At 66.9% G+C, this 12375-nt stretch carries 11 protein-coding genes; 5 read left to right on the top strand and 6 right to left on the bottom strand.

Going from position 1 to position 12375, the window contains the following annotated elements; genetic code table 11:
- Positions 1 to 10 precede the first annotated feature (10 nt).
- The 5 genes from H3O04_RS07510 to H3O04_RS07530 all read left to right on the top strand — a co-directional run bounded on the left by H3O04_RS07510 (position 11) and on the right by H3O04_RS07530 (position 6288).
- On the top strand, positions 11 to 997 hold the full coding sequence (locus tag H3O04_RS07510; protein ID WP_202587436.1) for an ABC transporter permease subunit: 987 nt from the start codon (positions 11 to 13) through the stop codon (positions 995 to 997).
- On the top strand, positions 994 to 1833 hold the full coding sequence (locus tag H3O04_RS07515) for an ABC transporter permease subunit (RefSeq protein WP_006477582.1): 840 nt from the start codon (positions 994 to 996) through the stop codon (positions 1831 to 1833). Before H3O04_RS07510 ends, H3O04_RS07515 begins: the two co-directional genes overlap by 4 nt.
- A 117-nt stretch (positions 1834 to 1950) precedes the next feature.
- A complete protein-coding gene (locus H3O04_RS07520) occupies positions 1951 to 3558 on the top strand; it encodes a DUF3138 family protein (RefSeq protein WP_202587437.1) in 1608 nt (535 codons plus the stop codon).
- A 98-nt stretch (positions 3559 to 3656) separates the two neighbouring features.
- Positions 3657 to 4961, top strand: coding sequence for an NAD(P)/FAD-dependent oxidoreductase (locus tag H3O04_RS07525; RefSeq protein ID WP_202587438.1), 1305 nt, complete (start codon positions 3657 to 3659; stop codon positions 4959 to 4961).
- A 25-nt stretch (positions 4962 to 4986) separates the two neighbouring features.
- Positions 4987 to 6288, top strand: a complete 1302-nt coding sequence (locus H3O04_RS07530; RefSeq protein WP_202587439.1) for an NAD(P)/FAD-dependent oxidoreductase — start codon at positions 4987 to 4989, stop codon at positions 6286 to 6288.
- A 94-nt stretch (positions 6289 to 6382) separates the two neighbouring features.
- Here the strand turns inward: H3O04_RS07530 and H3O04_RS07535 are convergent, their stop codons facing one another.
- From H3O04_RS07535 to H3O04_RS07560, 6 genes are all read right to left on the bottom strand, one after another.
- Positions 6383 to 7057, bottom strand: coding sequence for a DUF799 domain-containing protein (locus H3O04_RS07535; RefSeq protein ID WP_011546399.1), 675 nt, complete (start codon positions 7055 to 7057; stop codon positions 6383 to 6385).
- A gap of 10 nt (positions 7058 to 7067) precedes the next feature.
- Positions 7068 to 7499: a DUF4810 domain-containing protein gene (locus H3O04_RS07540; RefSeq protein WP_041489255.1), complete on the bottom strand. Its 432-nt coding sequence runs from the start codon at positions 7497 to 7499 to the stop codon at positions 7068 to 7070.
- 57 nt (positions 7500 to 7556) lie between these two features.
- Positions 7557 to 8228, bottom strand: a complete 672-nt coding sequence (locus tag H3O04_RS07545) for a CsgG/HfaB family protein (RefSeq protein ID WP_202587453.1) — start codon at positions 8226 to 8228, stop codon at positions 7557 to 7559.
- 541 nt (positions 8229 to 8769) lie between these two features.
- Complete coding sequence (gor, locus tag H3O04_RS07550) at positions 8770 to 10125, bottom strand: glutathione-disulfide reductase (RefSeq protein WP_202587440.1); 1356 nt, start codon at positions 10123 to 10125, stop codon at positions 8770 to 8772.
- Between the two features lie 241 nt (positions 10126 to 10366).
- Positions 10367 to 10591: a hypothetical protein gene (locus tag H3O04_RS07555; protein WP_011546403.1), complete on the bottom strand. Its 225-nt coding sequence runs from the start codon at positions 10589 to 10591 to the stop codon at positions 10367 to 10369.
- 374 nt (positions 10592 to 10965) lie between these two features.
- The gene (locus tag H3O04_RS07560; RefSeq protein WP_202587441.1) at positions 10966 to 12087 is read right to left on the bottom strand and encodes a porin; all 1122 of its coding nucleotides are present in this window, start codon (positions 12085 to 12087) and stop codon (positions 10966 to 10968) included.
- Positions 12088 to 12375: the final 288 nt, after the last annotated feature.

Consider the following 12375-nt stretch of genomic DNA (forward strand, 5'->3'; position numbering starts at 1 on the left):
GGACGCCACGATGAGAACCTCCGCTTCCACTCCTTCCGCGCCGGTGTCGGCCGGCGCCGCGCGCACCGGCGCGGGTCATGCCCGCCGCGGCCGCTTCGCCGCGCTGTCGCGCTTCCTGCCGTCGGGCCGCGGCGTCGCGATCGGCGTGCCGTTCCTGTGGCTGGCCGTGTTCTTCGCGCTGCCGTTCGTGCTGGTGCTGAAGATCAGCTTCGCCGACCAGGTGATGGGCATCCCGCCGTACACGTCGCTCGTCGAGATCAAGGACGGCGTCGTGCACTTCGCGCTGCAGATGTCGCACTACGCGTTCCTGCTGCAGGACGACCTGTACATCGCGACCTATCTCAGCTCGCTGAAGATGGCCGCCGTGTCGACGGTGCTGTGTTTGCTGATCGGCTATCCGATGGCGTACTACATCGCGCGCTCGGAGCCGAACCGCCGCAACGTGCTGATGATGGCCGTGATGCTGCCGTTCTGGACGTCGTTCCTGATCCGCGTGTACGCATGGATCGGCATCCTGAAGGACGACGGCCTGCTGAACCACACGCTGATCGCGCTCGGCATCATCCACACGCCGCTGCGGCTCTACCACAGCGATGCGGGCGTCTATATCGGCATGGTCTATTCGTACCTGCCGTTCATGGTGATGCCGCTCTATGCGCACCTCGTGAAGATGGACCTGACGCTGCTCGAAGCCGCGTACGACCTCGGCGCGAAGCCGTGGGTCGCGTTCACGCGCATCACGCTGCCGCTGTCGAAGAACGGGATCATCGCCGGCAGCCTGCTGGTGTTCATCCCGGCGGTGGGCGAGTACGTGATCCCGGAGCTGCTCGGCGGCGCCGACACGCTGATGATCGGCCGCGTGATGTGGGATGAATTCTTCAACAACATGGACTGGCCGATGGCGTCCGCGGTGACGGTCGCGATGGTGCTGCTGTTGCTCGTGCCGATGGCGCTGTTCCAGTACTACCAGGTCAAGGAACTGGGAGACGCGAAATGATCAAGCCGAGCAAACCGCTGTCGACGGGCGTTCTCGCCTTCGGCTTCCTGTTCCTGTACATCCCGATCATCAGCCTCGTCGTGTACTCGTTCAACGAGTCGAAGCTGGTCACGGTGTGGTCCGGCTTCTCGCTGAAGTGGTACGCGGCGCTGCTGGACGACGACGAGCTGCTGACGGCCGCGTGGCTGTCGCTGAAGATCGGCCTGCTGACGGCCACCGCGTCGGTCGTGATCGGCACGTGGGCCGGCTTCGTGCTCGCGCGCTTCGGCCGCTTCAAGGGCTTCACGCTGTACACGGGGATGATCAACGCGCCGCTGGTGATTCCCGAGGTGATCCAGGGGATCTCGCTGCTCTTGCTGTTCGTCGCGCTCGAGCAGATGTTCGGCTGGCCGAAGGGCCGCGGGATGCTGACGATCTGGATCGGCCACGTGATGCTGTGCGTGTCGTACGTGGCGATCATCGTGCAGTCGCGCGTGAAGGAGATGAACAAGTCGCTCGAGGAAGCCGCGCTCGACCTCGGCGCCACGCCGCTGAAGGTGTTCTTCGTGGTCACGCTGCCGCTGATCTCGCAGGCGCTGCTGTCGGGGTGGCTGCTGTCGTTCACGCTGTCGATCGACGATCTGGTGCTGTCGGCGTTCCTGTCCGGGCCGGGGTCGACGACGCTGCCGCTGGTGGTGTTCTCGCGCGTGCGGCTGGGGCTGAACCCGGAGATGAATGCACTGGCGACGCTGTTCATCACGGCCGTGACGATCGGCGTGATCGTCGTGAACCGGATGATGATCGCGCGCGAGCGTCGCCGGATGGCCGACTTGAAGGCCGCGTTCGCGGCGGCTTGACCGCTCGTCTCCCGCTTCGAGGATAACAAGCACTGCAGACAAGCAAGGCGCGCTGCCCCAGGGGGGGACGCGCGATTCGATCCCGATTTGACAGGCGCACGACTAGGAGAATCCGCAATGAAGAAGAAACTGATCTGCCTGCTGGTGGCCGGCGCGTTGCCGGGCATCGCGCTGGCCGGTTCGACATCCGCCGAAATCAAGGCGCTGCAGGCGCAGGTCGCGGCGCTGCAGAAACAGATGAAGGCGATGCAGGCGCAGCTCGCCGCGAAGCCGGGCGGCGCGGGTGTCGTCGCGGCGTCCGGCGTGAACGGCGGTGCGGCCGGCGGCGACAACGCCGTCGCGGTCGCCGCCGACCCGGGTTCGCCGGATTACGGCCGCGCACGCGCGACGCTGACCAACGACGAGGTCAGCGAAATGAAGCAGCAGATCGCGAACCAGCAGCTGAAGGTCGACTCGCTGACCGACGCGGCCAACACCGGCCCGCTCGCCGGCCTGTCGGTGACCGGCTACATCGATCCGACCTACATCTACAACCGCGCGGCCGGTACGTCGTCGTTCCTGTTCGCGAACCACGAGAACGCGTACAACTACTTCAACAGCACGTTCGGCGATCTCTACCTCGACATCAAGAAGACCTTCGGCGTCGGCCCGATGGCGCCGTCGGCCGAGATCACGTTGATGCCGAACCGCGGCAACGGCATCACGCTGCTGCAGAACTCGCGCGGCTCGATCACCGACAACCTGCTGAACACGGCAGTGATCAACGTGCCGATCACCGCGGAAACGACGCTGGTCGCCGGCCTGATCCCGAGCTTCGGCGGCTACGAAGTGCAGCAGTCGAACCAGATGCTCACGCTCACGCACAACCTGCTGTACGATTTCTCCGATCCGGGCAGCTACGTCGGTATCGGCGCGAACTACACGAAGGGCGCCTGGGCGTGGAAGTTCTTCCTCGGCAACGAGCAGTACCGCACCTACGGTTCGGTCACGCAGACGGGCACCAATGCGCTCGGCGACCCGATCACCACCAGCAACAAGGTGCCGACCTTCACCGCGCGCGCCGACTACACGTGGTCGAGCGCGCTCGATCTCGGTGGGTCGTTCAACATCGGGCGGCAAACGCTGTCGTCTGCTGCTGTAACAGATCCAACGACTGGTCAGCAAATTGGCACTAACTATGGTCCGGGCGGCGCGGCGCCAAGCGCGTACGGCTCGTTCTTCTTCGGCGAACTCGACGCGACCTACACGCTCGCCGACATTCAGTACAACGCCGAAGTCGACTACGGCCGCCAGCAGCATGCGGCGTTCAACGGCGGGCTCGCGCAGTGGTACGGGCTGTCGCTGCTCGCGCACCGCAAGTTCAACGCGCCGGTAGTCGGCCGCATGGGCGTGACGCTGCGCTACGACCTGCTCGCGAACTCGAAGAACGGCGGCGGCGGCGGCGGCATCGCGCTGAACGGCAACGGGATGGACCCGAGCAACGGCTTCGGCGTCGACGCGGACTGCCTGGCGCAGTCGAAGGCCGGCGGCGGCCTGGGCTTCGAGTGCAAGGGCGCGGTGCGCCAGGACGTCGCGCTCGACCTGCTGTTCTATCCGACCCAGCAGATCACCGTGAAGGTCGAATACCGGCACGACTGGGCGAACAACAAGGTGTTCCTGCGCAACGACGGGTCGTACGGCAAGTCCAACGACCTGCTCGCGACGCAGTTCATCTATTCGTTCTGATGCGGCACGCGCGGGGCGCCGTGCCGCACGCACGGCGTCCCGCGCCGTTTTCAGGGTGGCTGCGCGCACTGTGCAGCCTTGTCGAGGGAGTCGGTTTCATGACGCAGTCTTTCACCCGCCGCGCCGACGCGCTCGCGCGCGACTCGTACTACGAAGCAACGGCCACGCGGCCGTTGGCCGACGATCCGGTCCTCGAGGATGCGATCGACGTCGACGTCTGCGTGATCGGCGCCGGTTTCGCGGGCCTGTCGACGGCGCTCGACTGCCGCGCGCGCGGGCTGTCCGTCGCCGTGATCGATGCGCAGCGGCCCGGCTGGGGCGCGTCGGGCCGCAACGGCGGCCAGGCGATCACCGGTTTCGCGAAAGACGAGGTGATCGAGCAGCAGCTCGGCGCCGATGGCGCGCGCGCCGCGTGGTCGCTGTCGCTCGACGGCGTCGCGCTGATCGCCGAGCGCATCGCGCGCTACGGGATCGACTGCGACTTCACGCGCGGCTACCTGACGGTCGCGACGAAGCCGCGCCGCATCGACGACCTGCGTGCGTGGATGAACGCCGCGACGTCGCGCTGGGGCCATCCGTCGCTCGCGTGGCTCGATACCGGCGAGATCCAGGCGCGCATTGCATCGACGCGCTATCTGGCCGGCGTGCACGATCCGCTGTCGGGCCACCTGCATCCGCTCAAGTACTGCCTCGGCCTTGCCGATGCCGCACGCCGCGAAGGCGTCGCGCTGTACGCACACACGCCGGCGCTCGACGTCGTGCGCGGCGCCCGGCCGGTCGTGCGCACGCCATCCGGCGAAGTACGCTGCCGCTTCGTCGTGGCGTGCTGCAACGCGGGCCCCGGTGGCGTGCTGCCGGCCGCGACCGCCGCGCGCATCGCGCCGATCGCGTCCTACATCATCGCGACCGAGCCGCTCGGCCGCGCGCGCGCCGACGCGCTGATCGCCCGACGCGAAGCCGTGTGCGACAACAACTTCTTCCTCGACTACTTCCGGCTGTCGGCCGACCACCGGATGCTGTTCGGCGGCCGTGCGAATTCGGCCGGCGCGTCGCCCGCGGCGCTCGCCGAAGCGATCCGGCAGCGCATGGTCGGCGTGTTCCCGCAGCTCGGCGACGTGCGCGTCGACCACGCGTGGGGCGGCTTCGTCGACGTCACGCGCAACCGCGCGCCGGATTTCGGCGCGATCGATCCGAACTTCTTCTACGTCCAGGGCTTCAGCGGCCACGGCGTCGCGCTCACCGGCATCGCCGGACGCGCGGTCGCCGGCGCGATCGCGGGCGACACGCGCGCGTTCGACCTGTTCGCCCGCCTGCGTCACCGGCGCTTTCCCGGCGGCGATGCATGGCGGCAACCCGCGCTCGAACTCGGGATGCTGTACCACCGCGTGCGCGAGCTGTTCTGAGCCCTTTCACTCCGCTTTCCTGATCATGCAGACATTCGCCAACCAGCCGCACGTCGCGTCGTACTACGCGGCGACCGCCAACGACACGACCCGCCACGCGCCGCTCGCCGGCACGACCGACGCCGACGTGTGCGTGATCGGCGCGGGCCTCACGGGCCTGTCCGCCGCGCTCAACCTCGCCGAGCGCGGCCATTCGGTGACCGTGCTCGAAGCGTCGCGGGTCGGATGGGCGGCGAGCGGCCGCAACGGCGGCCAGTTGATCGGCGGCTTCGCGTGCGACATCGACACGTTCGCGCAGTTCATGCCGGAAGGCGACGTGAAGCGGATCTGGGACATGGGGCTCGAAACGCTGTCGCTCGTGAAGTCGCGCATCGCTCGACACGCCATCGACTGCGCGCTGGTGCCCGGCTACCTGACCGCGGCCAACACCGGGCGCGACGCCGATGCGCTGAAACGCTGGCGCGACGAAGCCGCGAAGCGCTTCGGATACGACCGCTTCCACTTCGTCGAAGCCGACGAACTCGGCGACTACGTGCAGTCGGCGCGCTATTGCGGCGGCCTGTACGACCCCGACAGCGGCCACCTTCATCCGCTCAATTACACACTCGGCCTCGCGCGGGCGGCGACCGACACGGGTGTGCGCATTCACGAGGACAGCTGCGTGACGCGCGTGCGCGACGTGGCGGGCGGCCACGTCGTCGAGACGAGCGGCGGCAACGTGCGCGCGCGCTTCGTCGTGCTCGCCTGCAACACCTACGTCGGCACGCTCGCGCCCGCGCTGTCGAGGAAGATCATGCCGGTCGGCACCTACGTGATCGCGACCGAGCCGCTCGGCGAAGCGCGCGCCGCCGCGCTGATGCCCGCCCGCGCGGCGATCTGCGACAGCCGCTTCGTGCTCGACTATTTCCGGCCGGCGCCCGACACGCGGCTCGTGTGGGGCGGCAAGGTCAGCTATTCGACGCGCGAGCCGCGCGATCTCGCGGCGGCGATGCGCGCCGACATGCTGAAGACGTTCCCGCAGCTCGCGGACGTGAAGGTCGACTATGCGTGGGGCGGTTTCGTCGACATCACGATGAACCGTGCGCCGCATTTCGGCCGCATCACGCCGACCACGTACTTCGCGCAGGGGTTTTCGGGGCACGGCGTGAACACGACCGCGCTCGCGGGCAAGCTGATCGCCGAGGCGATCGACGGCCAGGCGAGCCGCTTCGACCTGTTCGACAAGATCCGGCATCGCGACTTCCCCGGCGGCGAGGCGCTGCGCACGCCGGCGCTGGTGCTCGCGATGAGCTGGTACCGGCTGCTGGATGCGTTCGGCGTGCATTGAGCGCCGCGCGGCATCGCCGCGCAGAAGCAGAACGGCCGCTCGTATCGAGCGGCCGTTCGGTCCGGCAGCAGGATTGGCGTGGCGCCGCCGCGCGTCAGTCGGTACCGTACTTCGGCGAACGCGGCCCGTACAGCAGCCCGTTCGGCGGGCCGGCCGACAACAGCCGGCTGCTCGTCAGCCCGGCCACGTCATGCGCTTCGTCGGTCAGCGAATGCGCGACCTGCTTGACGGCCGCCTGCACGAGCGCCCCGACGATGCCGAACGCATTGACGCTCATATTGTTGCCGACTTCCTTGCCGGTCGCGCGGCCCTCGCCCTGCCACAGCACGTCGCCGTTCTTCAGGTCGACGAGCTTCGCCGACGCGGAAACGATCGTCGTGCTGTCGACCAGCTGGTAGACGGAGCCGTACTGCGTGATCTTCGAATACAGCGCAGCGTCCGCGCCGAAGATCTCGCGCAGCTTCGCCGGCGACGTAGCCTGGATGTCGGTCGCGTTCGTCAGGCCGTTCTGCTTGAACGTCTCGTCCATCACCGCGACGGGCACCACGTAGTAGCCCGACTCGGCGAGCGGCAGCGTCATTTGCGACAGCACGCCGTAAGTCGCGCCGACGTCGGTGGTTTCGTTGACCGGCGGCAGCACGAGGATCGAGCGCGGCTGGCTCTTCTTGAACGCCGTGTAGTCGGGACGTTGCACCGGCTGCGCGCACGCGCTCAGCAGCGCGGCGATCGACAGCGCAAACAGCAGCTTGAATGAAAGTGTCTTGAACATGGCGGGCGTGTCACTGTTTGGCAGGATTCGAATCGGCGTTCTTCTGACCGGCAACGGTCTGGCCCGCGGCCGCCGCATTCGCGGCTTTCGATGCACCGGCCTTCTTCTTCATCAGGAAATCCATATACGCGGCGGATTCCGGGAACAGTTGCTTCTCGGCCTGCAGTTCCTGCTCGGCCTGCTGCTCGTTGCCGACGCTCGCATACAGCATCCCGAGATGCGCATGGAAACCCGGCGGCGGCGTATGGCCCTTCGCGCGGATCTCCTGCAGCGCTTTTTCGAGCGCGTCGATCTGCTGCTGCGGCGCCTGCTGCCCCTTGAAGTATTCGTACACCTGCGGCTGATAGCCGGTCCACTGATACAGCGGCGGCGTGGTCGGCGCCGCGCAGCCCGCGAGCAGCAAGGCGGCCGCCGTCGCCGGCAGCCAGATTCCCCGTTTCATGGTCTTGTCTCTTCTGGTTGGTGAAATGATTCGTGCGCGCCGTATCGCGCGCGGCACTTATTGCGCGGCCTTCAGCACGCCGGCGTCGACCTGGTCGACGAGATGGTTCACGGCTTCCTGGATCGCGAGGTCCAGCACCTTGCCGTTGAGCGTCGAGTCGTAGCCGGCCGTGCCGCCGAAGCCGATCACCTCGCGGTTCGACAGGCTGAACTCGCCCGCGCCCTGGCTCGATGCGATGACTTCCGACGTCGTCGTGTCGACGATGTTCAGGTTGACCTTCGCGTACGCGACCTGCGTCTTGCCGCGGCCGAGAATGCCGAACAGCTGATGATCGCCGACGTCCTTGCGGCCGAACTCGGTCACGTCGCCGGTCACCACGTAGTTCGCGCCCTTCACGGCCTGCGCCTTCTTCATGAAGCCCGCTTCCTGCCTGATCTCGTCGAGGTTCTCGCGATCGAGCACGTTGAAGCGGCGGCTCTGCTGCAGGCGCGTGACGAGGATCGTCTTCGCCTGTCCGCCGAGGCGGTCGATGCCGTCGGAGAAGATGCCGCGCATGTAGCTCGAGCGGTTGTCGAACTTGCCGACGGCGATCGCGACGGGCTTGCCCGCGTACGGCTTCTGCGCGCTGCTGACGGCCGGCACGTCGAGCGTGCGCGACGATTCGGTCGCGCAGCCGGACAGCGCCGCGACGACCGCTGCCGCCACGAGGACGGTGCGTCGTGTCTGAATGTTCACTGCGGGTCTCCTTGCTGGAAAAGAGGGCACTGCGCGGGGCACGCGCACGCGTTCATCGCCGATTCGGCGATCGCGGCAAGTCATGGAGGAACGCGCGCAACGGATGCGTCACGGCGAAAAGCGGATGGGTAATGCGATACGCGCCTGCATCGCGCGCACGGATGATTCCGTTATTCTGATTACTGCGCTGTTGATCGCGCATGGTCGGCCCCGTATATGATTTTTCGCGATCATATCAAGCCTGTTTATCAAGACGGCCTATCTTGATAATAATTGACGATTTTCACGCTTATATCGAATAGGCGATCCATTCACGCGTAAAGCCTTGCAGGCATGGGCTCGCGCGACACGCGATCGATACCCGCCAGTCGTCCGTGTCGATATCGGCGGATTAACGATCGATCCGGCGATACCGACACACGTTAATCCGCCTCTTCGATCCGAACGATCGATATCTCGAAAATACGCCGTTCGGCATACCGGCCGCACGCGCGCGTGCATCGGCGCAAACGCGCGCGTGGTTTCCCGGTTCCTGCTAATCGGCCACCTTCTGCCGCATCGTCACGAATTCCTCGGCCGCGGTCGGATGAATGCCGATCGTGTCGTCGAACTGCGCCTTCGTCGCGCCCGCGCGAATCGCGATCGCGATGCCCTGGATGATCTCGCCCGCCTCGCGGCCGACCATGTGCGCGCCGACCACGCGCTGGCTGTCGCGCACGACGACGAGCTTCATCAGCGTGCGCTCGTCGCGGCCCGACAGCGTGTGGCGCAGCGCCTTGAACGACGTGCGGTAGATGTCGACGTCGCCCAGCGTACGACGCGCATCGGCTTCGGTCAGGCCGACCGTCGCGACCTCCGGCTGGCTGAACACGGCCGACGGCACGTACGCGTGGTCGACCGCCACGCGCGACCCGCCGAACAGCGTGCGCGCGAGCAGCCCGGCGTCGCGCGTCGCGACCGGCGTGAGCTGCGGCCGCGACGTGACGTCGCCGATCGCGTGAATCGACGGCACCGACGTCGCCGAATATGCATCGACGGCAATCGCGCCGCGCGCATCGAGCAGGATGCCCGCCTGCTCGAGCCCGATCCCGTCGACATTCGGCACGCGGCCGGTCGCATAGAGCACCTGATCGTACGGCCCGTGCCGCGCGTCGCCGACCTGCACGAACAGCGTGCCGTCATCTGCGCGCTCGATCGATTCGATCACCGCGCGCGCATGAATCGTGACGCCCTGCTTCGTCATCTCGTCGGTCAGGAATTGACGCACGTCGTCGTCGAAGCCGCGCAGGATTTGTTCGCCGCGATAGAACAGCTCGACGTGGCTGCCGAAACCGTTGAAGATGCCCGCGAACTCGACCGCGATATAGCCGCCGCCGACCACCGCGATGCGTTTGGGCAGCGCCGCGAGCGACAACGCCTCGCGCGACGTGATCGCATGCTCGATGCCGGGCCGCGGCGGCAGCGACGGCCGCGAGCCGGTCGCGATCGCGATGTGGCGCGCGCGGATCGTACGCTCGCCGATCGCGACGGTATGCGCATCGACGAGCGTCGCGCGGCCGGCGTGCATGTCGACGCTCGATTGCCGCAGCAGGTTGATGTAGATGTCGCTCAGCCGGTTGATCTCGCGATCCTTCGCGGCGATCAGCGCGGACCAGTCGAGCGTGCCGGCGCCGAAGGTCCAGCCGAAGCCCTTCGCGTCGTCGACTTCGTGCGGGTAGTGCGACGCGTAGACGAGCAGCTTCTTCGGGATGCAGCCGCGCAGCACGCAGGTGCCGCCGATCTGCTCCTCTTCCGCTATGCCGACGCGTGCGCCGTATGACGCGGACATGCGCGCGAGCCGCACGCCGCCCGAGCCGGCGCCGATGACGAACAGGTCGTAGTCGAAATCCATCGCATTCCCTCATCGCAGTTCGGATGGAGGGACGATAGCAAGATTCGGGAATTCGTGCGGCGCGTGGTGCGTGCCGCGCGCTCAATAAAAAACGGCGAGAGACGAGGCCTCTCGCCGGTCAAACCGGCTGGCGGTTGTGCCATGCGTCACCGATCGACCGCATGCCCGACCTGCCGATTGCGCGGCACCGGCCGGCCCGGGCACGCGAAGGGCGCGCCCGCGGCCCGACCGGCCGCCATGCTCATGCCTGCGACGTGTCGCTGCCGTCCGTCGCCTGCGTATCGTCCGCCTGCTGCGGCTGCTCGTCCTTCTTCTCGAGCATGCCTTCGATCGCCTCCGCGCCCTTGAAACCGGCGACGGCCGCGGCCGCCTTGGTCAGGAGGCCCGCATCCGGATCCAGCTTTTCCGCGCCTTCGACGGCGGCGACTGCGCCGGCGATCTCACCCACGACATTCAGGATACCCATCGTCATCCCCTTTCAAGAAAATCGTGAGCGCATCGTCCCACGAAAGAAACCGGCGGACCGTGTTTGTCATCGCCGGATACACAAGTTACGCACCAGGCCGGCCGCGCTCGCGAAGCGCCACCGGAACGACGCACGCGCACGCCGGACGGCATGCCACGCGCGATGCACGCAGCGTAGCGGAAAGCCCTCGCGCGGACTGTAAAAGTATGTTCTGGATTGCCGACGGATCGCTTACGGCGCGGGACTTCCGCAATGGAGCGGCCGCCGAATAGTCGTGCGTGCGTATGAAGCTCGCATGACGAAAAAAAAGAGGCCCCTCGCGGAGCCTCTTCGATGCGTGTCGGACGAAGCCGGCGCGTGCGTTCCGACGTTCGTCAGAAGATATTGCGCAGGCCGATCGCGATGCCCGTCTGGTTGCTGCGGCCGGGCAGCTCGACGTTCGCCGCGCCGTTCGTCTTGTTGAAGTCGACGGTGCCGTAGATTTCGGTGCGCTTGCTCAGCGCGTACTCGGCGATGCCGACGATCGCGTAGCGGTTGCCGCTCGCGAGCGTGCCGTTCGTGGTCATCGCATTGCGCATGTGGTCGTAGTAGAACGCGCCCGTCAGCGTCAGCGGCGCGCTGACCTGCCAGCTCACGCCCGCGAACGGACCGTCGTCGATGCGGCCCGTGCCCTTCGCGACCGGAATCGACTGCTGCGCGAGCAGGCTGTCGACGAAGCCCGTGTCGTCCTTCGAGCGTAGGTAGCCCGCGTAGATCTTCGCCTTGCTGAACGCGTACACGACGTTCGCGTGGTAGATCGTCTGCTTGCGCGCCGAGTTGTCGCTGTTCTGCTGCGCACCGGCCGCGATGCTGAGCGGGCCCATCACGTACGACAGCGACACGCCCCACGCATTGCCCTTGCCGAGCGAGCCCGGAATCTGGCCCGAGAAGCCGCCGGCGCCGGTCGATTCGTAGTTGGTGCCGGTCGAGTACATCGCCTTCGCCGTCAGGCCATCGAACTTGCCCGTGTACTTGATCTGGTTGTCCGCATACAGTCCGCCGCCGAGTGCGACCGGCAGCCACGCGTTTTCGAGGTAGTTGCCGACCGTCAGAGGATCGTAGGTGTCCGACAGCAGGTCGAACAGCGGCGTCTTCTGGCGGCCGAGGGTCACCGTGCCGTACGGGCTCTGCAGGCCGACGTACGCCGCGCGGTTGAACAGGCGGCCGCTGTCGGCGAACGCGCCGTTCTGCAGGTTCACGCCGCTCTCGAGGTTGAACACGGCCTTCAGGCCGCCGCCCAGGTCTTCCGTGCCGTAGATGCCGAAGCGGCTGTTCGTGATCGCGCCGTTGGTCATCGACAGCAGGCCGTCGTTCTTGGCGTTGGCGTTGGTCAGGTAACGAATGCTGGCGTCGGCGACGCCCCAGAGCGTGACCGAGCTTTGTGCTGCTGCGTACTGGCTGGCGAAGGCCAGCGCCGCGCCCCCTGCGATGACTGCGAGTCGGGTGGTCTGCTTCATGAGCTTTCCCTTTTGTAGGTGTCTCCATTCATGGCCGGCCGCGTGCGCAGCCGGGTGGCGATCGCACACGTTCATGGCGTGCGCGATGTGGGCTGAATCATAAGACCAGTGCGAACGCTGAAAGAAATTGAAATACGCGGCAATCGCGCGATTGTCGTCCGGGAACAACGGTTCCCGCGCCGGGTCTGTCTCGCGCGAGGGCGGGAGGGTGCGCGATGGCGCCGGCGGACACGTGCGGCGCTGTAAGGTTCGGCGATGGTGCGGTGCGGTGCGGTGCGGTGCGGTGCG

The organism is Burkholderia sp. KCJ3K979 (assembly GCF_016759955.1).
Taxonomy (GTDB): domain Bacteria; phylum Pseudomonadota; class Gammaproteobacteria; order Burkholderiales; family Burkholderiaceae; genus Burkholderia; species Burkholderia orbicola.